Source organism: Ignavibacteriota bacterium (assembly GCA_016212665.1).
Lineage (GTDB): Bacteria > Bacteroidota > Ignavibacteria > UBA10030 > SZUA-254 > FW602-bin19.
This window is the reverse complement of record JACREZ010000016.1, coordinates 236,335-258,175: the sequence shown is the minus strand read 5'-3', so window position 1 is coordinate 258,175 and position 21,841 is coordinate 236,335. Positions and strand designations below refer to the sequence as shown.

The 21,841-nt window shown below is 43.3% G+C and carries 18 protein-coding genes and 1 tRNA gene; 9 read left to right on the top strand and 10 right to left on the bottom strand.

Annotated features, from left to right (window positions below; genetic code table 11):
- Window positions 1-245 precede the first annotated feature (245 nt).
- The 9 genes from HY960_05925 to HY960_05885 all read left to right on the top strand — a co-directional run bounded on the left by HY960_05925 (window position 246) and on the right by HY960_05885 (window position 8,894).
- Window positions 246-3,152 (top strand): T9SS type A sorting domain-containing protein, encoded by a 2,907-nt coding sequence (locus HY960_05925; protein MBI5215272.1) that lies wholly within the window; start codon window positions 246-248, stop codon window positions 3,150-3,152.
- Between the two features lie 140 nt (window positions 3,153-3,292).
- Window positions 3,293-4,717, top strand: coding sequence for a HAMP domain-containing histidine kinase (locus HY960_05920; protein ID MBI5215271.1), 1,425 nt, complete (start codon window positions 3,293-3,295; stop codon window positions 4,715-4,717).
- Window positions 4,693-4,872, top strand: a complete 180-nt coding sequence (locus tag HY960_05915; GenBank protein MBI5215270.1) for a hypothetical protein — start codon at window positions 4,693-4,695, stop codon at window positions 4,870-4,872. The genes HY960_05920 and HY960_05915 overlap by 25 nt, the downstream gene beginning before the upstream one ends.
- 18 nt (window positions 4,873-4,890) lie before the next feature.
- Window positions 4,891-5,577, top strand: a complete 687-nt coding sequence (locus HY960_05910) for a response regulator transcription factor (GenBank protein ID MBI5215269.1) — start codon at window positions 4,891-4,893, stop codon at window positions 5,575-5,577.
- A 157-nt stretch (window positions 5,578-5,734) separates the two neighbouring features.
- Complete coding sequence (locus HY960_05905; protein MBI5215268.1) at window positions 5,735-6,166, top strand: hypothetical protein; 432 nt, start codon at window positions 5,735-5,737, stop codon at window positions 6,164-6,166.
- A gap of 28 nt (window positions 6,167-6,194) precedes the next feature.
- A complete protein-coding gene (locus tag HY960_05900; GenBank protein MBI5215267.1) occupies window positions 6,195-7,229 on the top strand; it encodes a beta galactosidase jelly roll domain-containing protein in 1,035 nt (344 codons plus the stop codon).
- An 89-nt stretch (window positions 7,230-7,318) separates the two neighbouring features.
- Entirely contained in the window at window positions 7,319-7,843 is a 525-nt protein-coding gene (locus tag HY960_05895) for a DinB family protein (protein ID MBI5215266.1), read from the top strand.
- A gap of 72 nt (window positions 7,844-7,915) precedes the next feature.
- A complete protein-coding gene (locus tag HY960_05890) occupies window positions 7,916-8,149 on the top strand; it encodes a helix-turn-helix transcriptional regulator (protein ID MBI5215265.1) in 234 nt (77 codons plus the stop codon).
- On the top strand, window positions 8,139-8,894 hold the full coding sequence (locus HY960_05885) for a hypothetical protein (protein MBI5215264.1): 756 nt from the start codon (window positions 8,139-8,141) through the stop codon (window positions 8,892-8,894). The genes HY960_05890 and HY960_05885 overlap by 11 nt, the downstream gene beginning before the upstream one ends.
- On the opposite strand, the gene HY960_05880 is transcribed toward HY960_05885, so the two are convergent.
- The 10 genes from HY960_05880 to HY960_05835 form a co-directional block, all read right to left on the bottom strand.
- Window positions 8,851-9,798: a DNA adenine methylase gene (locus HY960_05880; protein ID MBI5215263.1), complete on the bottom strand. Its 948-nt coding sequence runs from the start codon at window positions 9,796-9,798 to the stop codon at window positions 8,851-8,853. The two genes, HY960_05885 and HY960_05880, sit on opposite strands and share 44 nt — an antisense overlap.
- A 45-nt stretch (window positions 9,799-9,843) precedes the next feature.
- Window positions 9,844-11,160, bottom strand: a complete 1,317-nt coding sequence (locus HY960_05875) for an aminotransferase class V-fold PLP-dependent enzyme (protein ID MBI5215262.1) — start codon at window positions 11,158-11,160, stop codon at window positions 9,844-9,846.
- 43 nt (window positions 11,161-11,203) lie between these two features.
- Window positions 11,204-11,410, bottom strand: a complete 207-nt coding sequence (locus HY960_05870; protein ID MBI5215261.1) for a type II toxin-antitoxin system HicA family toxin — start codon at window positions 11,408-11,410, stop codon at window positions 11,204-11,206.
- Entirely contained in the window at window positions 11,391-11,636 is a 246-nt protein-coding gene (locus HY960_05865; protein MBI5215260.1) for a type II toxin-antitoxin system HicB family antitoxin, read from the bottom strand. Before HY960_05865 ends, HY960_05870 begins: the two co-directional genes overlap by 20 nt.
- 79 nt (window positions 11,637-11,715) lie before the next feature.
- The gene (locus HY960_05860; GenBank protein MBI5215259.1) at window positions 11,716-16,503 is read right to left on the bottom strand and encodes a choice-of-anchor D domain-containing protein; all 4,788 of its coding nucleotides are present in this window, start codon (window positions 16,501-16,503) and stop codon (window positions 11,716-11,718) included.
- Window positions 16,504-16,826: 323 nt separating this feature from the next.
- Window positions 16,827-16,899: transfer RNA gene (locus tag HY960_05855), tRNA-Phe, on the bottom strand.
- Window positions 16,900-17,059: 160 nt separating this feature from the next.
- Window positions 17,060-18,250 carry a hypothetical protein gene (locus HY960_05850; protein ID MBI5215258.1) on the bottom strand — a complete coding sequence of 397 codons (1,191 nt, stop codon included), beginning with the start codon at window positions 18,248-18,250 and terminating at the stop codon, window positions 17,060-17,062.
- A 90-nt stretch (window positions 18,251-18,340) separates the two neighbouring features.
- Complete coding sequence (locus HY960_05845) at window positions 18,341-19,177, bottom strand: SDR family oxidoreductase (GenBank protein MBI5215257.1); 837 nt, start codon at window positions 19,175-19,177, stop codon at window positions 18,341-18,343.
- A gap of 190 nt (window positions 19,178-19,367) precedes the next feature.
- Window positions 19,368-21,200, bottom strand: coding sequence for a glutamine--fructose-6-phosphate transaminase (isomerizing) (glmS, locus tag HY960_05840; protein MBI5215256.1), 1,833 nt, complete (start codon window positions 21,198-21,200; stop codon window positions 19,368-19,370).
- A gap of 104 nt (window positions 21,201-21,304) precedes the next feature.
- The gene (locus HY960_05835; GenBank protein ID MBI5215255.1) at window positions 21,305-21,805 is read right to left on the bottom strand and encodes a DinB family protein; all 501 of its coding nucleotides are present in this window, start codon (window positions 21,803-21,805) and stop codon (window positions 21,305-21,307) included.
- Window positions 21,806-21,841 lie beyond the last annotated feature (36 nt).

The following is a 21,841-nucleotide window of genomic DNA, read 5'->3' as shown; positions in this document are numbered from 1 at the left end:
ACATCCCCCTTTATCCCCCTTCCAAGGGGGAAATGATTCACCCTTCCCTTCACTCCTTCCTTCGTTCACTGCTTCACATTCACCTTCCCTGCATTTGTGTTCTAACACTTGTACTTCTTTCGTACACTGGATACAGTAATATATTCTTCCACAACTTATTTATGATTCACATGAACATACGATTCACCTCTTTTCTTTGTTGTTTGATACTCTGTCAAACACTCACTCTGTCAGATGTCCTGAGAGTGCCAACATCGTACACAACAATTCAATCAGCAATCCTTACGGCGTCGAACGGCGATACCGTGCTGGTTGATAACGGTTTGTACTCGGAAAACATCAACTACCGCGGCAAAAACATTGTTGTCGCAAGCCGATACATTTTCACACACAATCAACTGGACATTTTGAACACGGTCATCTTCGGCGGCAATCCGGTCTATTCCGATACTGCAAGTTGCGTTCTCATTATTTCAGGAGAAGATTCAACCGCGGTGCTGGAAGGTTTTACCTTGACAGGAGGAACCGGAACTAACTGGAAGGATGAACACGGAACGACTCCCTATGTTGAAGGGGGTGGAATTCTCATACAATATTCATCGCCAACAATTCAAAATAACCGCATCATCAACAACGAAGCAATCCGGATGTTTCCGAACAGCAGAAGCGCAGGCGGCGGGGCAATCCGTTCAGGCGATAGTAACCCGCACATCCTGAACAATTACATAGGCTCAAATAAAGGAATGTACGGCGGCGGTATTGTTCTCAATTACAGCGGCGCAATTATTAAAAATAATGTTCTCGAAAATAATTCTGTCTTTCAGGCAGTTGCGGGAGCTCCCACATTTGGCGGAGGAGGAATCTGGACTGTCGGCGCATCATCTACTCCAAAAATATTTGAGAATAACACTATCGTTGGAAATTCATCGAGCGGGACCGGAAGTACACTCGCGGGAAGAGGCGGCGGAATTCTCATCAGCGGAATTGTAGAAATGACCAATAACATTGTTTGGGGAAATTCACAAACCACCGGCACACAAGTTTCTGTCGGCGGAACCTCTACTGTCACAGCTTCTTACAACGATGTCGAAGGCGGAATTGCAGGGACGGGAAACATCAATCAAGACCCGATGTTTGGTGATTCGGATTTTCATCTCGCTGACGGCTCGCCTTGCATAGATGCAGGAAATCCTGATGGGATTTATAACGATCCTACAGACTCCGGTTCTTCTTCGGTTGCTCAATCATTCTCAAAAGGAACTGTGCGAAATGATATAGGTGCATTTGGCGGACCAGGAAGAACTGCGGACGTAATTCCGATTTCGATAAATGCAGAAACTGGCGGCTCAATTGTTCCTGTTCCGTCTCCTTCACTCTGGTTTGATATGCTGTATGTTCCTGTTGGAAGTAATCAGACCTTTATGATAGTTTCTGTAGAAAACTATATCATAAAAAATGTTTATGCGAATGGAACTCCGCTTGGAAAAATTTCTTCTTATACATTTACGAATGTCCGAGCGGAACAGTCTCTCTCTGCAACGTTTGAACGGGCATACACAATCACAGCCTCAGCAGGCGAGCATGGAAGCGTCTCACCATCGGGCGATGTGATTGTCCTTGATGGAGAAGATCAAACATTTACATTCAACCCGGAACGAGGATACAAAGTTGACAGTCTCTTCGTTGACGATGTCTTGACAGATAATTCTTCATCGTATTCATTCACAAACGTTTCCAGCAGACACACGCTTCGGGTTACATTCATGTTCGATTCTTCGTATGTTGGAACTTACCGGAGTTTCCGACCAGACAGCATTGCATTCGATAAAGACAACATCGGAAAGCAAGGAAAGATTGTGAAGAAGAAAGCGGATAAAGTCGAATTCAAATTCAAACTGACGGCACCCAAAACATCGGCATTAACGTTAAAGTTTACAATGAAAACTTCCGGCGCGATTACACGCGGAGAATCGAAAACAGATACATTGTTCTCTTGGAGTAATCTTGCGCAGGTGACAACTTATACACCTCTCGATAGCGGAACAATCGTTCAGGTTGATGGAATCGGGTTCAAAGGAAAAGCAATCAAAGCATCATACGGTTGGGCGACATTGCCTAAAACAATAAAAGGAAATGTTTCAGATTCTTCATTCTCAAAAAATCTTCTTCGGCTCCCGATGCCGAATCGTATCAATGTTCTGTATGAACTGTTCGCACAGAACGCATTTGGTGGTCCCTTGCTTGCTGGATTTCCTATGCCTGATAATGCAAAACAATTCGCGTGGGTGAGCCATGCAAAATACGACGACATTATGAAATCCTTGTACGATAAAACAACCGGCGTTCATTTGGGAACTGCAAAAAATTTTGATATGTTGTCATCATCGAAGCCGCTCGTTGGAATGTACAAATCACTCCCGCCAACGAAGCACAATAACAAATTGTTTGCAAATCTTCTTGCGCTCAAAGTCAGTATCGCCGCAAGCGCTCTTCAAGCCACACCAGCAGGTTTTGGAGAGTTGATCTATGATGATGGCACGTCTAATCCACTTAATGGGAAGATGGTTAACGAAGTTGCCAGACTTGCCGACTCGATGCTGAGCGCAAGAAGTATTGTTTCATCCTTCCGCAGCAAAGCGCAGTACGATGCTGCGTACGGGTATGCAAATCTTGATACTGTCATCAATAATATACTCTCTGCATTTGAAGGCGCCATTGACACCACTGACGGCGGATTCAGTTCTTCTCTTTCATTGACAGGCACAAAGCAACTGCTCGAAGTCCCTTTTCTGAAATCCAATCCGGCAGTTCTTCCGGCAAGAATAATTCCGCGCTCAGATTTTTTCGATGAATTGCCAGGTGAGTTTGCATTGTATCAGAACTACCCAAACCCCTTTAATCCTTCAACGCTGTTGTCATTTGTCATTGGTCAATCGTCATTAGTATCTTTAAAAATATTCAACATGCTTGGACAGGAAGTTGCAACGCTTCTCAATAACGAACAGATGGAAGAAGGAGAATACGAAATACCCTTCAATGCTTTCAATCTTCCGAGCGGTGTATATTTTTATCGCATCAATGTTGAATCGGTTGACGAGGAGGGAATGAAACAAACATTCACTGATACAAAGAAACTCATGCTTCTCAGATAATCCGATTTTCAGAGTGTTCTATCAAAGGCAAGCTCTAACACGCTTGCCTTTTTTATGTACGTGATGAAAATTTCTTATTAAGCCGTATATTGTGGCTGTTATGCTTCAACGTACGAATCATAAAGTATAAGTTACCTCCCGTGAAAGAAACCGGCGCACTCAAGAAACTTTTTCTTATTCTCCTGCTCGTTGTCCTGTTGCCAGCGTTATTTTATTCAGGATATGAGTTAAACACCATGAGCAGAAGCGAGGAACTCATTGCAACAATCTACCGGCAGCAACTCGACATGATTCTTTTTTCCCTCAACCAGTACGCACTGGATGTTGCCAACAATTGGGCAAGCTCCATTGGGATTCTTTTCAATGAACATATAGAATCAAAACCTGATTCTCTGAAGAATGTCATCGAAAAATTCTTAGGAAAGAATTCTGCAATACAGTCTTTGATGTTTTCCGATGTTTCCCTAACGACAAATATTCTTTTCTCAACATCAGGAAACCGTAGTTTGCCCATTGATACTACGTTAGTTCAGACTCTTCGTTCAAACAAAGAAAAAATTGAACGCCTCCTTCGTTATCAGCAAGTTGAGTATCGAAAACTGGAACCCATCGAAATAGAATCGGGGAACAGAAACACATCGCTCGCACTTCTCTTTGTAACAAACGATGTTTCGGAAAATCAGACAGTCGTTACAATCGTTCTTGACGAGCAAACATTCATTCGCGAAATTCTCTCTGCCAAACTCCGGGAAGCCGCGACGGAGGAATTCGTTCTTGCAATTTCAAAAGAGGGAACGCAAGAGCCTGTCTATTCTACGTCTCCGATTCAAACGAATGAATTGAAACAAAACAAACAACTCTGGATTTTTCCGAATTATTATCTCGGCATAACGCTGAAAGGTGAAACGATTGAAGAATTGACGCAAGCCCGGTTCAACCGCAATCTCGTGTTAGTCCTTTTGCTCGATGTGGTGCTGATTGCCGGAGTCTGGATTGTTTATAACAACATTCGCCGCCAGATGCAATTTGTCCGGTTGAAATCCGACTTTGTCTCGAACGTTTCCCATGAACTGAGAACTCCGCTTTCACTTATTCGCATGTATGCAGAGACGCTGGAGATGAACCGAATCGGGCAAGAAGAAAAAAAACGGGAATATTATTCTACAATTCTTCAGGAGACAGAACGATTGACCCGACTTGTCAATAATATTTTAGATTTTTCTAAAATGGAAGCGGGGAAAAAGCAATACACTATGCAGGAGACCGACCTGAACGAAATTGTTTCCGCGCTTCTTGATACGTATAGATTTCATCTCCAATCGGAGGGCTTTGAGTTAATGATACAACTGCAATCATCTCTTCCCCCCTTGCTCGCCGATAAGGAAAGTATCTCCGAAGCGATTGCAAACATTCTTGACAACGCAATCAAGTACAGCGACTCAAAAAAATTCGTCCGCATTACAACCGGCTCAAACGAGAAAACCACATTTCTTGAAATCGAAGACCATGGAATCGGGATCGCGACAGAACATCACAAAAAATCTTCGAAAATTTTTATCGCGTAACGAGCGGCCTGGTACACAATGTTAAAGGAAGCGGGCTGGGACTTGCTCTCGTGAAGCATATCATGGAGAGTCACAATGGGAAGGTACTTCTCACAAGCACGTTAGGGAAAGGAAGTACATTCCGTTTGGAATTTCCGCTCATAGCAAAACAATGAACTGAAAAGGATTCACCGATGGCAACCATTCTTATTGTTGAAGACGACCCGAAGATGCTGGCTGGATTAAAAGATAATTTAGAGATTGACGGTTACGATGTTGACACTGCAACCGACGGCGAGACGGGATTGAAAAAAATACTTCAGAACAACTATCATTTGATTCTTCTTGATGTGATGCTTCCAAAAGTTTCGGGATTGGATGTCGTGAAGCGAAGTCGTGAACAAGGGATTGCAACGCCAATCATTATGCTCACGGCTAAAAGCGAAGAGATTGATAAAGTGCTCGGATTGGAACTTGGCGCGGATGATTATATCACGAAGCCGTTCAGTCTTCGCGAATTACTTGCACGAGTGAAGGCGGTTCTTCGGAGAAACGAATCTTCCGGCTCTCATCAGGAAATGAAAAAAGTAACTATCGGAAAATTATCGGTTGATTTTTCTACGTACAATGCAACCCGCAATAACAAGCCTGTTGATATGACACCGAAAGAATTCGAAATCCTCAAGTATTTGTGGCAGAATAAAAATCAAACCGTCAGCAGAGAACAGTTGTTGACGAACGTGTGGGGATACGATGAATCCATCAGTACAAGAACGGTAGATAATTTTATTCTGAAGTTACGGCAAAAGATTGAAGAGAAACCCGATACGCACAGGTATATTCTGACAATTCATGGAATCGGTTACAAACTTGTTGTTTAGGGAAACTTAACGCCTGATTTGGCTCGCCTTCCAACATTCTTCGTGACAACTTTTTACAATTCTTGACTTCAATGTGACATCTTTGACGAACGATGGGCGTACATTAGAGCAGAACAACAAACGAACTCTTAACAACCATCGAAGAAAGGAACAAGTCATGAAAAAGAATATCACACTCGCAACCGTTTTATTGTTACTCTTCATCGGTAGTAGTAGCGCCCAAAAATATTTTCCCGATTACTCTCACTTTCAGAAAGTGAATGCAGAACGATTCACAAAAGTATATCTCCTCAGTCTTCAATCCGAGAACGAAGGAGTTGTTACTTCGACGCTTGCGCACATCGGAAGAATCAAACTCTTTTTCCCGGAACAGGAATTCCCGGAACTTGAAAAGAAAATTTGTGAACTTTCTTCTGATAGTCAATCGCCAAACATCCGCTATCGCGCATTTTTGATTTGCAGTGTGTTTAACAGTCCTTCAATATTTGAAAGTGAATCACGCACAGAATTTGAAGATAGCGAAGCGTTGTTTTCAACTCTTGCTAATACATTGAGAGATACAATGTTCGGGACAAACTACATTCGTTAATCCATTGAAATCATCTGATACATACATCATGAACTTTATCATCATACTCCTCATTTGCTTATCAGTACATGAAGCCAAAGCAGAAAACTGGAAACAGTTGTTCGGTTTGCGCGGCGAATGGAAGATTGAACTCGGTGATGATATGAAACGTGCAGAACAGCATTACGATGACAGTAAATGGGAAAACATTTATGCACCTTCTCCATGGGAAGATGAAGGTTTTCCCGGATACGATGGCTACGCCTGGTATAGAAAACATTTCAAATCATCTTCCGATTGGGAGAAAAAAACATTAGCGCTTCACCTTGGAAATATTGACGACGTTGACGAAGTCTATCTCAACGGACAACTCATCGGTTCTCATGGAGTGTTCCCCCCGGATTATGTAACGGCTTACAGCGAGGTGAGAGTTTACACGTTTTCATCAGCGTATCTTAGTCCGGACGGTGATAACGTAATTGCAATACGTGTGTATGACCGGGAATTAAGCGGCGGTATTATGCGTGGTCGTCTCGGTGTATATGAAGATGTTGATGCCATTCAACTGAATGTACAACTTTCTGCTGCATGGAAATTCAAAACGGGCGATAGCGCAAACTGGAAAGAACCGCACTATAACGATAGTCAATGGGATAAAATTATCGTCCCGTCATTCTGGGAAGCCCATGGCTATAAAGAGTATGACGGATTTGGTTGGTATCGGATAAAATTTAAAGTTCCCTCGAATCTGCCCGAGCAACGATTGATTTTACTTCTTGGAAAAATTGATGACTTCGATGAAGCGTTTCTGAACGGAATGAAAATAGGAAGCACGGGAAACATGAAATCAAGGGATGAACAAATTCCGGGTTCGGATGCCTATCTTCAATTACGCTCGTACATCATTCCCTCCGAGGTTCTCCGCGCAAATCAGGAAAATGTTCTTGCCGTGCGGGTGTACGATGGATTTAAAGATGGAGGAATGTATACAGGACCAATCGGAATTGTCACGCGGGATAAATTCACCAAGTGGCAGAAAAGAAACAAAAGCCCAGAGAGTATTTTTGATTGGTTGTTTCGGTAGTCATCTTCTTTGGGAAGTTGGTATGACTTTTTTACCCTTGATTGTACTTCAAATCATTAACCCCGGTTCACCCATCAGCTAATAAAATTATGAAATTCAATTTAGACGAAGCAATCGCAGTGTTGAGCAACACGTCTGATACACTTCACGATTTACTTCAAGGATTACCAAAAGAATTGGTAACGACAAACGAAGGCGAAAACACATTCAGCGTGTTTGATATTGTCGGACATCTGGTTCACGGAGAAGATACGGATTGGATTCCGCGAGCGAAGGTTATACTTGCTCAGGGAGAAAACAGAACGTTCGAGCCATACGACAGGTTTGCACAGTTCACTCGTTTCAAAGATAACACTCTCGATGAATTGCTTGTAATGTTTTCAGAAAAGAGAAAACAAAATCTAGTTACACTCAAATCATGGAATCTTACTCCCGAACACTTAGCGCTAAAAGGAAAACATCCCGCGCTTGGAGAAGTTACGCTTCAACAACTACTCGCAACTTGGGTTGTCCACGACCTGAGCCACATCAGCCAGATGATGCGGGTGATGGCGAAACAGTACTCAGATGAAGTTGGAGCGTGGAAGGAGTATCTTTCGATACTAAAACATTGAAAATTCCTTAATACAAATGAGGTATTATAGTCTGTGGCATTAAATACATCATAACGATATATTTATTCTGGTATGAAACAGAATAATAAATACCTTGTACTTGTAGGAAACCAAATTCGCGAAATTAGAAAAAGAAAGGGTTTTTCTCAGGAACAGCTTGCTTTAGATGCAGAAATAGACAGATCGTATCTTGGCGGCATAGAAAGAGGAGAAAGAAATGTTAGCCTCTTAACACTTGTAAAATTAGCGCGATGTTTAGAATGCGATGTAGCTGCATTCACTAAAGGGATGCCAGATGACGACTGAAGAAATTAACAAATTAGGAAGCGACCTTTTACAGTATTGTAAAAAATTCAATATACCTCTCGGATTTTTGTTCGAGATTCTGGAAGACCAAAAAGTTACTCCTATGATACGTGGTAAGGCAATGGAGTATAATGCCTTTCTTCTTTTAGAAAAAATCTTGCCAAAATCCATTTGGAGCGTTCAAAAACTTAACTTAAATGCACAACCCGGTACGTATGATGAAGATATTAGCATAACTCATCGCAGGTCTGGAATCATTCTGAAGGTAGAATGTAAAAGTGCTGTACGAGGAAGTATCAGTGATGGCAAGAGAACCAAAGTATTAAAGGTTCCGCATTTTAATGTAAAGTGTCACCGTTCTCGAAGTAACATTAAATTAGCGGGGACTTCAAATGATCGTTATTCCGTAGATAGCTTTGATGTTCTCATCACGAATACCTCGAATGCAATCTTTGAAGGTAATACCGTTGGTGAGCACTTAGAAGTTATCCACGAGTTACAGCTTAAAAGTTTACTGTATGATTACTACAATGTAGAAAATGATGAGGACTTAATTCAAGCAAGTGAAAGTGATTGGCGTTTTTGTATCCCTAAGGACATTGCCATAGAAGGTTTTATTCCCCGTACTCCATATGTTAAACTTGTTAACGACGAAAATTGGAAACCGTTAACACATATCGAAGAACGATTACTCCAAGTTGTTAACGAGAGACGGCAACTTCATCATCCTCAAAGGCGAAACTGAAACGAATATCTGAATTCATTAATCTTGAATGATAATTCAGAATGAAAAGTTCTTTTCCTTTGTAACGTTCTCCCTTCCGTTGTGTTCCATTTTTTTGATCGTCTGTTCTTTGAATACAATAATTCCATTCTTTATCATGTATTTCTTTCATCCATCCGTAAAGTTGTCTTACTTCTAAAGTATTATCGTATGTCAGAAATAAGAATAATCGTTCATTGTTTCTTCTTACACATCTCTCCAAACGATAATGATCTTCCTTTGAAAAAGCATATTGATAAAATTTGTCTTGGTCTGCATTAAAATAGGGAGGGTCAACAAACAGAAATGCCCCGTCTGGTGCATCATCAATAATTTCTTCGAAGTCATTACTTGTAAGACATACATTTTGTAGTTTCTTACTGGTTCTGAAAATATTTTGTGGCCAGTTTTTAGGTTGCATGGAAAACTGATCTCCATAACCCCAATACATATTTTGGGAATTCATAATTCCGCTATATGATGTCCTATTCAAGTAAAACCACCGCAATGCTTTTTCCAAGTCACTATGTGGTTGAAACTCATTTTTAAAAAATCCATGTAGTTCTTTAGTAGCTGGTAACGGTTCTCCTATTTCAATTCCTTTTGTAAGTTTGGAAGGGATGTTAGTTTCTGATCCTAACCTTACTTTCAGCATATCGACCAATTGTTCGGGTTTATCTCTAATCGTAAGATACACGTTAATAAGTTCCTTATCTATATCATTGAGTTGATTAAAATCAGCCTTGGCTTTTGCAAAAAAAATGCTTGCCCCTCCTGCAAAAGGTTCAATGTAAGCAACATGGGGTGGGACATGCTCAAGGATAAGTTTCCTTGCATAAAATTTTCCCCCGGCATATCGAAAAGGACTATTTATCGATCCGTTCATAGTTATGATAATATACAAACGTTGCGTGAATAGACAAATCCGAAATTATTTCGGCAAACCTTTCTTCGCCACATCCGTCATCACCTCACAAAAGCGGTCGAGTTCCTTCAGTGTTGTGTAAACATTCGGTGTGATACGGAGTCCTTTGAACTCGTCGTGCATGATGGCAACGGTGAAAATTTTGTGCTTGTCGAAAAGATAACTCTGAAGTTTTGGAGTATCAACATCTGTAATTTCAATATTGGCAATTGCGCACGATTGATTTGCTTCCCACGAAGTATGGAAACGAACGTTCGGCAAATCTTTGAGTTTGTTCATCCAGTAACGGGAGAGATAACGCAAACGTTCTTCTTTCCGCTTTGCACCAATACCGTTGTGAAAGAGAATTGCTTCACCGATTGCAAGGCGCGGCGCGGCTGAGTGCGTCCCGATTTCTTCAAACTTTCTGATGTCGTTTTTCTGAGTTTTATCCGCCGCCATAAGGGGCCAAATTTTTTCAATCTTGTCACGCTTCACATACAACAGTCCGCTTCCCTTCGGTGCATAGAGCCATTTGTGCAGACTCGTTCCGTAATAATCGCAACCAATATCATTTACCTTGAAATCGAAATGAGCAAACGAGTGAGCGCCATCCACAATCGTCTCGATTCCTTTTGAGCGTGCAAGGTCGCATACTTGCTTGACCGGCGTGATTTGTCCCGTGATGTTGATGACATGCGAAATGAGAATGACTTTCGTTTTGCTTGTAATTCCGTCAGCAAACTTCTCGGCAATTTCATCCAGACTTTTCGGAGCAATCGGAACCTGAATCAGTTTCAGTTTCAAGCCTTCACGAATCTCGCGCTGACGAAGCGTTGTCAACATGCGTCCGTAATCTTGCGTCGTGCTGAGGACTTCATCACCTGATTTCAAATCCATTCCCATCAACAATGTCTCAAGCGATTCGGAAGCATTTCTTGTGATAGCAATTTCTTCCCTGTCACAACCAAACACATCAGCAAGTCCGGTACGAATGGTTTCTGATTGCGGTTCAAGAATTTGCCACAATCTGTATGCAGTACAATCTTCCTGTTCCCAAATATATTTGATAAGTGATTCCGTTACGATACGGGGCGAAGGTGAAACACCACCGTTGTTGAGATTGGTGATTCCGCGAGATACGGTAAACGCTTGCTGAATTTCAAACCAGAAATCTTCATCCATCGCAGCCTGTTCGGGAGACAACATCTCAACGCGTTTTGTTGCGGCGTAAAGATTATTCAACAGCGATGCGACGGTGGAAGTTGTCAGGGCGGCTAACCCAACACCCTTACCAACCATGGAAAGAAAATTACGGCGAGTGAAATCTTGTTCGTTGTTCATGGGACTTTAGTTATGGTGTAATATGAAAGAGAGAAAAGATATACTATAATTGTTCGAACTGTTCAAAGGTTAATTTTGCTTGCTTGAGGATTTTTCGAAACGTTCCTTCGGGAACATCACCGGTATGCATCGGTACATACGTTTGCCGTCCATCAACATGTCTCAAAACTTTATGAGAACCTGTTTGTCTTCGTTCCCGAAATCCAGCTCGAATCAGTTTTGCAAGAACTTCACGCGCTGAAAATGGCATCTTCAATTTCAATTTTGGAATACAACGAATCCGATTCGATAGGAATAGACTCGCCATGTTCTATTTTTTCTTCGATCCAGACCTGAATTAACTCTTTTGCTGCCGCACGTGCCCCGTCAATACCCAGGCCGTGTGTGGTTAGATCCAATGCGGGGATGTGCGCGTAATAATATCCTTGAGGAAACGAAGTATCAGCTATTTTTTCAAAAAGAATTGAATATGTCATTGTGAACCTGTAAAGTTTCGGTTCAAATGTAATGAATCCATCGAATCAAACCAACTGTTGAACGATATTGCTCGAATAATTATTCTCCACCCGCTTGCAAAATCAACAAACCATCCTGACTTACTTTCACCCAATAACTTTTTCCCGGAGCGAGTGTTGTGGTCGAAAGATATCCGCTATCGTATCCGAAATAATTCGACTGTACGTTTGCTGAAGGAACCTGAACAATGTTTGAAATACTCACCGATAAAGATAAACCGCCGATGAGATTCCAACCTGCTTTTACTTCAACTGTATCGAGCGAACGGTCTTCGCCTGCAATGTTCACGCTCTGTGCAAATCCGAATTTTAACCAGTACCCTTTTCCATTTTCAAGCGTTGTACTTGCAATGTATCCTGCTGATTGGTCGAAGCGGAATGCCTGGGATACCGCAGTCGGGAACAACGATTGCACGGAATCATTCTCAACAAGTCGCGGAACAGAAACTAAATTCCACTTCGAGCTGAGACTGAGCGTTGTCACACCCATGCCAGTTGCAGTTCCGGAACAATGAAGAACATCCGGCGAAGTTTCTCCGTTGTGGATGAACGTTATCGTATTCGATTTTACACCGGACTTTGTCGGCGCAAATGTTATAGTAAACTTCTGGCTTGACGATGGAGAAATTGTTGCACTTGAAGGCGTAATAGTAAATTCGTTGTCATCGGAAATAATAGAAGTGATGTTCAGGTTTCCGACACCGGTGTTGCTGATGATGATGCTATCCGTCTTCGTTGTTCCGACATCGAGCGAACCAAAATCAAGCGAGGCGACAGAAGAAGAAAACCGCGGCAGCGGCGTTGAATAATTGAGCGATGCAGTTGAAAGAAAAATAGTTGCAGTATCCGAAAGCAACGATGTATCGGCACGCCACGGCGTTTGTAAATATCCGAGCCGTAGTTGTCCCTGCGAGTCAATATTCAATGAGGGAAATTGTTGTGCATCCATTGTGAAGTTGACGATATCCTGTTTCTGAAATTGCTGCGCCGCGATACTTGCCGCTGAGTATTGAATTTTTCCACCGCTTGTCCATGCAATTACCAAACTATCAGAAGTTGCACGTATCGCACCGTTGATGAACTCCGCGCTTATTTGATGTTCCGGCAACAGCCACGTCGTCGGAGATTGCAACAAATTTCCAATCACTCCAACAACTACAGAATCTCTGAACCACGTCATCACCGGTTGCCCGTCTGGTGTGAATGTGGTGTGAACTCCATAATCGAGCCGGGAATCATTCGTTATGCGTTGAGGTACGTTCCATGCCATACCGTTCAGCCCGACGGTAAAAACTTCCCAATCCTGCGCCGTAGAAAAATCATCATCCATTTCTTTGATATAGGCAACATGTGCTGAATCCTGATTGAGAACAGCCGGTTCCCAATGTAACACTCCGGTCAATCCTGCGGAGGTCAATTCAGATGACCACGTTGTTCCGTCCCACCATGTTCCATGGAAATACAGTGAATCATCACTGTCTCCGAAGAACGAGTTGCCGAGCGTTTGTTGCCACACAAGAAGCACTTTTCCATCCGAGCCTTTGGAGAGTTTTGGTTTCGCATCGTATTGAAGCGACAAACCGAACGAGTTGTTTTGTTGGATATTTCCGTTTGTCGCATCCACAATCGCGTATTGAATATCAAATCCCCTCAAATAATCACCGCTATATAAAAGTGAATCTGCCGTAGGCACAGACAGAGAACTGTTTCTCTCCCATGCAACGATGATATGATTTGCATTATCAATCGCGATGGAAGGACTCTGGTCAACCTGAACATCGTTGTTCAGTGAAATGGTTGAACCCCATGTTGTGCCATTAAACAATTTCAGAGAAATATTTCCCGATGGACGCCCGTTACTTCCATGCTTTGCCACCCATGCCGCCGCCGCTTTTCCGTTCGAGCCGAACGCGAAGACCGGCATCGCATCATTCGGAACATTCGTTGCGACTGTGCTATCCTGGAAATAATATCGTGTTCCTTCCGGTGCGAACGTCAGCCCGCGCATCAAATCAGCAATGAATGTTTCCCGGAACGGTGGCGCGCCCGGATACGTGTATGGTCCGAATTGATATGACCAACCGGTGATAGATTCAGACGCGGTAAAATCCACTTGCGCGTGTGGTGTTTGAAGATTGAACGAGGGAATATCAATCCCGAAAGTTACCTGACCGTTTCCATTTGCATGAAATGTCAGGAAGTTAATGAACGGCCTGATGTACACCGTTGCGTTCGCCGAACCTCCGAGAAATTTCAACGGTGGTAGTCCGACAGAAGCGTTCGCGGTGATTGTACCACCGACAGTTGCACCGATGTTCACCGCGCTTGCCACCGCATGTACGCTGTTGCAAAGTTGTTTTACCGGCGGAAAGCCGAGCCAACCCGTACACGAAGGCAGATATGGTGAGAAATCCCAGCCGAGAGAAAATGTTTTGTGAACGTTTGCCGTCACTGTTGCCGTGCCGGTCGCTGTGAGCGTGTTCCCGCCGCAATCAATTCCGGAGTTCACAGTTCCGCTGATGTTGAGCGAAACGCCTTGGTCCCCGATTTTGAAACTAAAGCCTGTCGTCATCGGGTCGGATGTTCCGGGAATTTTCAACGTGGTTGATGCTTTCGGTAATCCGACAAAACCGAGAGCGCCTTCAACAAACACGTTTGTTCCGTCAGGAATAAATTCTGTCACACATGAAACGGCGTTATCGGGAAACGATAGATACACTTCATACTGAACTGTACCACCTCCGCACGAAGCCGAAGGAGTCGGAAGCCACGATGGTTTATCAATCGCACAAAATGTGTAACCGGGTGAAGTTGGCGCTTGACCGACACATGTTGTAATTTGCCACGTCACTGTGTTTGTCCCCGATTGAGACTGAGCCATGTCGTACGTCGCTGTTGCAGTATTACCGGAAATTACTCCCGTCTGCTCGTTCGCTCCGTTGAGATAAAATTTTACTTCACGCCCTGTTGTGGAAACTCCACCCCAGTTAATGTTCAATGTATAGGTAACGTTGTACGAAACTCCGGCAATGAACGGTCCTTCGCACGATGCTGTGACACCAAGCGATGATGGTTCCCGTTTATAGTTGTGAGAAAATTCAGAAGTACTTCCCTGTGTATTCGTTGCAGTTGCTGTCAGGTCGCCACAATCGGAAGCACTGATATCAATCTGAAAATTTCCGGAAGCGTCAGTGGTTCCATCCTGAATCCAGGTTTTCCCTTCACCATTTTCTGTCGGGTCAGGCGCGGCGGTATAAATATCAATTTTCGAATTTGCAGGCGCTCCGCTTCCGTACAACCGTAACAGTCCGCCACCTTGCTCAACCAAACTATCCAACGTCGGCGGTGTGACGGAATGTTGCACTGTTGTTTGTTGAAACTTAATTCCCAATCCGCTATTATCATAAATGCTGTTCTTCCGGATTGAATTTCCGGAAGGATTTGAAAACGGATTAGGAATTTGCCCCAGAAAAATTCCTGCTTGACCATTATACGCTATGGTGTTCGGTGAATAATCTGTCGTCAGGTTCGAGCCGATAATATTGTTTTCTGCATTTCCCTGAATTGAAATACCGATACCATTCGCTAAACCTGTAGTACCTGCCGCGTTCAAACCAATCATGTTTCCCGAAATGATATTTCCATCTGCTTCATTGGCTCCGGCTACTCCTAAAATTTCAATGCCCGGTCCGGTATTGCCGGAGATGAGATTGTTTTTGATTTCATGATTTGAACTTTGTATCTGAATCCCCGCGCTTTCATTCGGTCTTGCCGCCGTCCCTCCCGGATTCGTGCCGATGTAATTGCCTGTAATTTTAATTATTCCGGGCCCGAAGAAAGAATTGTTCACGAGTACGCCAATCTGATTTCCTGAAATAATATTTCTCTCTCCCGAAACATTGGAACCAATTTCAACGCCGCCCGTAACTTTGATGCCAAAACTATTTCCCGCCGCAGTACCTGCCGGAGTGAGTCCAATATAATTTCCGGTGATTCTATTCGGTGAACTTCCCATAATATCGGTTATCTCAATCCCGCTACTTGTACTTCCAACAATCACATTTCTTGTTGATGCTGAGTTTCCACCAATCGTATTATTTTCTCCCCACACAGAAATTCCGAACATGTTTGGTGTAACAGTAGTACCATCCTCCTGTAATCCGACATAATTATTTTGCACCGTAACACTGTTACCCAGAATCGAGAGAGCCGTTTGTTCAGTGCCATAAAAATAATTTCGCTTATTCGGTTCACCAACAATACAACTGTCTGTCACCATGATTCCCGTCTGGCAGTTTTTTATTATTGAGTTAATAACTTTACTGTTCGGACCCAACGTCGCCGCCATGACACAATTCTGGAAGGTGACATTATCAACAATCATTGTCGAGGCGGAAGAAATTCCCTGACCGACGTTCCGAACTGTGAGGTTCTTGATGATTCCGCTATTCCCGATACCTAACCCTGAGGATGCAGTATTAAAATCTATTATTGTGGTGCCATGACCATCAATAACAGATTCATCGGGAAGTGAAGGGAGAGTATTTACCATAACGATTGTTCCCCCGGGAATATTTATCAAAACGCTTTCGCCCATGTTCCCGGCTTCCTGCACAGCCGCGTTCAAAGTACACCGACCCAAAGAATCCCGACAAATACCATCGGAGGATTCATCTGTTTCTGTATCGGGATTATCATACGGGTAAGCCCATTGGTCATCGGCGGGACTGTCAACGTTGAAGTTGAGTGTTTGCGAGTGCACTAAGTTTTGCATCAAACCAATTACAAACAAAACAAAAATGAGCGAAAGCGAAGAACAAGTTTTCATAAATTACTCAAAGAACTACAGTGAAATTATTGCTTGGTGGGAAATATATCAAGAATTGGAGGGTGAGTCAATAGGCAGAATATGCTATTTTGAAAAGTTTAAGGCTCCAAGTGAAGGGATTAGCCAACTATCAAAACTGTGGCTAATGAGGAAAGGATAAATACTAAAGATATTCCATCAATTACATACAACTAACTTTCTCAACGCTACCCGTCCTTTCTTCTTGTTCTTTCATAAGTTATCTCCATATGTGTCAACCTATTTCAGGAAGGTACATTCGAAGCAAAAAAAAGGCGACTCAGTGAGTCGCCATTATATTGTTGTGGACGGGGACGGAATTGAACCGCCGACACATGGATTTTCAGTCCATTGCTCTACCATCTGAGCTACCCGTCCGGTTTTTTTGTGGGAAATTTTCTTGAAAAGGCAGTGCCAATATACAAAAATTTGAATCGAGGGCAAAACCACATTCTAACCTTCGATGCTGATTCAAAACTTAAATAATTGTTTGAAATAGTATCGAGTTTTGTTTTTCAGATGCTCAAATTCTCCGGCGTTAATTTTTCTGGAACGTCAACAATTCCCTGCAATCGGAATTCAACATGCGAACACCTTTCATGTCGGAAACACTCTGCGTTGTTTTGTTTGAAGACTCTCCTGAGTGCGCAGGTAAATACACTTTCCCGATTTGTTTGAAACCAGCGTCCTTAAAAAGATTGACTAACTCGTTCGGAAAATCAATGTACCCCGTTGGTGTGAATGCGGGTTCACAAACGATGGAAACGCGCCCGCCGGATTTAAGGATGCGCGCACACTCGCGAATAATACCTTTGAATTTCAAGACAAAATCTGCTTTTGCCGCTTCAAGACTTACATCATAGTCCGTTGTTGAATCTTTGAATGTAAAATCTTTTGGCGGGTCGAGGAAAAGATAGTCCACCGATGCAGATTGTTCCGGGATACCCATCTGTAAAATGTTATTCCGAATGATTCTTTCGTCCGTCGGATTCAAATCGAGCATCTTCCATTTTCTGTCAGAGAAAAACGAAAGTGAATCTAATATATCTGCTGTCGTACCGCTTCCCGCGAACGGGTCAACAATGTAATCGCCTGCGTTTGTATAATAATAGAGTGCGTTGGCGACAATCTGTCCGGGGATTCTTCCCTTCGTGTTCGGCTTTCCGAAACGCGGGTCGGGAGTATCAAATGACCAGACATTCCGTTCGCGTAAATCAAATCCGTATTTCGTTCGCTCATCTATCCTGCGGGCAGTTTCATCATCACGAATCTTCTTTCGTAAATCGGAAATCGTCCACTTCTGATCCAATGCCATTTTTTCGTATTGGTCACGCTTGCGCGATTCACCAACTTTTGTCGCAAGTTCAAAATAAAACACTTCTGCCAATGGACGTTTCTTGACATCGGGATAATACGCATAGTATTGTTGGCATTGTTTCAATACCGAGAATGGAAATTTTGCGCCCGGATGTGAAGAAATCATTTTCATCACTTGCTCTTCAAACAAACCCTGCTTGCGCGCGGCTGGCATTACTTTATCAACAAGGAATTTTCCCAAATCCCAGTAGTTGTCAACGTTGAAGGAGTTGAGTTCTTTGACCAGGTCGGCAATCGAAGCAGGTTTCGGTTCCGGTTTGCTGACAGGCTTCTTCAGAATCGGCTTATTCAAGACCGGTTTTTTAAAAATAGGTTTTTTGGGTACGATTTTTTTCGGCGGAATTTTTGCCATGACATTACCTTTTTTTGTAGTAAAGTTACTATCCTATTGGTGGATGAAAAGTTTTGAGGCGTGTGAATATAGAAAACAAAAGCAGAAATATCAAACAGGAGTTGCCGGAGTTTGCCCGACATAACTGACGTAATCTTCCGCTCCATCAACCCGAATAACATTTCCTGACATGAAATACGATTCATCCTGAGCAAACAACGAAATCGCTTTTGCAACATCTTCCGGAGTCGTTGCCCGTCCTTGCGGATTTTTTGCCGTCGCAACTTCTATCATCTTCACCGCGCCGGGAATTTTCCGAAGTGCAGGCGTATCGGTCACTCCAGCCAAAATTGAATTTGCAGTAATACCGTAGGGACCAAGTTCCATCGCTAACTGGCGGATGTGAGATTCAAGAGCGGCTTTTGCCGCAGAGACTGCGCCATAGTTCGGTAACACACTGTGTCCACCGGAACTTGTCATCGCATAAACACGTCCCCCTCGTTTCATCAATCCCCGTAAAACCACGCCCTGTGTCCAATACACGAGTGAATGTGCCATGACATCCGAAGTCATTTCCATCTGCGCCTGTGTTACCATTTCACCGGCAGATTTACTGATAAAAGGTTTGAGCGTTCCGAACGCGAGTGAGTGCATCAACACACGCACGGTCGCTTCTGCATCAGATGCAAACTCCTGTTTGATTGTTTCCAGAACTTCATTTCTTCGTTCTTCATCTGATGCATTGATGTTAAAGAATTTCACCTTCACCTCGCAGGATTGAATTTCGCTTATGATGCGTTCAACGCTGGGCATCGTTGCCGCGCGGTCGAAATGAACTCCGAAAATATTCATGCCGCGTCGTGCTAGTTCAATCGCAGTCGCGCCGCCAAATCCGCTTGATGCGCCAAGAATCAGCGCCCACTGATGTTCTGAAAATGTTCGTGCCATGAGATGTTCGTAAAATAATTGATATGAATTATCAGAAAATGATTGGCAAAGATGGGAAAAAATCCAACAAAATGCAATCTCTTAGTTAACGGTTGACAGTTTCCGGTTTTCTGTTTACAGTTTTTTGTTTCATGCTTCTTGAATCTTATCAACCAAAACTCATGCCCTACTCCATACTCACCGTTCACTGTTACTCAACTGTAACGCTCTTTGCCAGATTCCTCGGTTGGTCAACATTGCAGCCACGTGCGACTGCCATGTAGTACGCAAGCAATTGTAGCGGAATGACATTCACAATCGGACCGAAATAACTGTACGAACGTGGAACACGAATGACAAAATCGGCATGGGAATCTATGTGGTCATCATCTTCATTAGCGATGGCGATAATGCGCCCCCGTCGCGCTTTCACTTCCTGCATATTGCTTAACACTTTTTCATAAATAGCATCTTTTGGGACGATAAACACAACCGGCATGTTATCATCAATCAATGCAATCGGTCCGTGTTTCATTTCTGCGGCGGGATAGCCTTCAGCATGGATGTAAGATATTTCTTTCAACTTGAGCGCGCCTTCGAGTGCGGTCGGGAAATTACTACCGCGACCCAAGTACAAAAAGTTTCGTACGTTTTTAAACTCTTCAGCAATTTGCTTGATTTGCTCTACGTGAGAAAAAACTTTATGGACTTTTTCGGGAATCGAAGCAAGGTCAGCGGCAAGCAATTTACTCTGTTCTTCTTTGAGAAATCCGCGCTTTCGCCCAAGCAATAATGCGATAAGTCCAAGCACGGCAAGTTGAGATGTAAAAGCTTTTGTTGATGCAACTCCGATTTCCGGTCCGGCATGAATATAGACGCCTGCTTCCGTTTCTCGCGCAATCGTACTTCCGACAACGTTCACAATTCCAAACACAGTCGCTCCTTTTCGCTTCGCTTCTTTAAGAGCGGCAAGTGTGTCCGCCGTTTCACCACTCTGACTGATAACAAACACAACATCATTCGGAAGAATGACGGGATTGCGATAACGAAACTCTGATGCGTAATCCACTTCGACCGGGATGTGCGCCAATTGTTCAATCATTATTTTTCCGACAAGTCCGGCATGCCACGAAGTTCCACAGGCTATAAGAATAATTCTTTTCGCATTGAGCAACTTCTCCATCACGGGTTCAAGTCCGCCAAGCTTCACTGTCCCATCATGTACTAACAATCTCCCGCGCAACGAGTTCTGAATCGAATCCGGTTGCTCATGAATTTCCTTCAACATGAAATGTTCGTAGCCCCCTTTTTCCAATTCTTCCAAATCGAACGTTATTTCTTCTACTTGTTTGATGATTTCTTCATCGTGAATTGTTTTGGTGACGACCGAATCCCGCGTAATGCAAGCCACTTCTCCATCTTCGAGATACACCACTTGCCGCGTATGTTCAATTAACGCCGCAGCATCCGAAGCAACGAGATTCTCTCCATCACCTTTCCCGATGATAAGCGGACTTCCTTTTCGTGCGGCAATAATTTTATCAGGTTCGAGGGTTGAGACGACAAGAATACCGTATGCGCCTTCTACTTCCAGCAATGCAAGTCGAACCGCTGTAAATAAATCTTTGCATCGCTTGTACATTTCTTCGATGAGATGAACAAGCACTTCCGTATCTGTTACGGTGCGGATGATATGTCCTTCTTGCTGAAGTTTCTTTTTGATGGTCGCGTAGTTTTCGATGATGCCGTTATGGATGATGGCAATTTCGTTGTTGCAATCCCAATGCGGATGGGCGTTCACGTCGTTCGGTTCGCCGTGCGTTGCCCAGCGCGTATGCCCGATTCCCACTTCCGAAGAAAGTTGTTCATTCCCAATTAACTTGACTAGTTCAGATACTTTTCCTGCTTTTTTTCGAGTAATAAGTCCACCGTTCACAAGCACCACGCCCGCTGAATCGTAGCCGCGATATTCCAGCCGATGAAGTCCTTCAAGAATTAATGGGAGTGAATTTTTCTTACCGATATAACCGACGATGCCGCACATAAAGAGAGATTTGGGTTTTGAGTTTTGTGTTTTGAGAATTTGATTACATTGACCTACTCTCAACAGAGGATGAAAGTATTTTGTTCCAGTTTTTATTTGAATGATTATTGCGGCGCGTTCATTCCGTATTGAGACCACTCTTCTTTCGACGGACCGTAAATGCCGGGAACATTCAATCCGGCTTGACGCATCAAAACGGTCATTTGTGCGCGGTGATGGATTTGATGTTTGAGAAGGACTAACAGTGTGTAGCCCCGCGTCCACTTTTCGCCGTACATTTCAATTTCTTCCAACAACATTGTTTCGTTCCATGTTTTTTGCACAGCCTCTGCGAGTGTATCTCCCGCTATCGCATACGTCTCTGCAATTTCCGATACCGACGATGGCAACGGTGCATCTTCAGCCGGCGACTGAACGGACAAACCAGACTTTCCGCCCATTTCACCCAACGTTACCGTGATGTGCCACGCTAAAAATCCAAGCGAACGTCCGTCCGGCGTTACCTTCTGTGAAAGTGATGAATCGGAAAGCGAACGAAACAACTTGACGGTGCTTTCATGTTCGTACTTCCAGTCTTTAAGAAAATCTGCAATAGTTCTGTACATAGTTTTTTCCTGAGATAAGTGTGCGGGGAAAAGGTA

Bases quoted from the DNA above. Each gene is read 5' to 3' on its own strand.
- HY960_05910 (MBI5215269.1), top strand. From the start codon at position 4,891: ATGGCAACCATTCTTATTGTTGAAGACGACCCGAAGATGCTGGCTGGA.
- HY960_05905 (MBI5215268.1), top strand. From the start codon at position 5,735: ATGAAAAAGAATATCACACTCGCAACCGTTTTATTGTTACTCTTCATC.
- HY960_05900 (MBI5215267.1), top strand. From the start codon at position 6,195: ATGAACTTTATCATCATACTCCTCATTTGCTTATCAGTACATGAAGCC.
- HY960_05895 (MBI5215266.1), top strand. From the start codon at position 7,319: ATGAAATTCAATTTAGACGAAGCAATCGCAGTGTTGAGCAACACGTCT.
- HY960_05890 (MBI5215265.1), top strand. From the start codon at position 7,916: ATGAAACAGAATAATAAATACCTTGTACTTGTAGGAAACCAAATTCGC.
- HY960_05885 (MBI5215264.1), top strand. From the start codon at position 8,139: ATGACGACTGAAGAAATTAACAAATTAGGAAGCGACCTTTTACAGTAT.
- HY960_05880 (MBI5215263.1), bottom strand. From the start codon at position 9,798: ATGAACGGATCGATAAATAGTCCTTTTCGATATGCCGGGGGAAAATTT.
- HY960_05875 (MBI5215262.1), bottom strand. From the start codon at position 11,160: ATGAACAACGAACAAGATTTCACTCGCCGTAATTTTCTTTCCATGGTT.
- HY960_05870 (MBI5215261.1), bottom strand. From the start codon at position 11,410: ATGCCATTTTCAGCGCGTGAAGTTCTTGCAAAACTGATTCGAGCTGGA.
- HY960_05865 (MBI5215260.1), bottom strand. From the start codon at position 11,636: ATGACATATTCAATTCTTTTTGAAAAAATAGCTGATACTTCGTTTCCT.
- HY960_05860 (MBI5215259.1), bottom strand. From the start codon at position 16,503: ATGAAAACTTGTTCTTCGCTTTCGCTCATTTTTGTTTTGTTTGTAATT.
- HY960_05850 (MBI5215258.1), bottom strand. From the start codon at position 18,250: ATGGCAAAAATTCCGCCGAAAAAAATCGTACCCAAAAAACCTATTTTT.
- HY960_05845 (MBI5215257.1), bottom strand. From the start codon at position 19,177: ATGGCACGAACATTTTCAGAACATCAGTGGGCGCTGATTCTTGGCGCA.
- glmS (MBI5215256.1), bottom strand. From the start codon at position 21,200: ATGTGCGGCATCGTCGGTTATATCGGTAAGAAAAATTCACTCCCATTA.
- HY960_05835 (MBI5215255.1), bottom strand. From the start codon at position 21,805: ATGTACAGAACTATTGCAGATTTTCTTAAAGACTGGAAGTACGAACAT.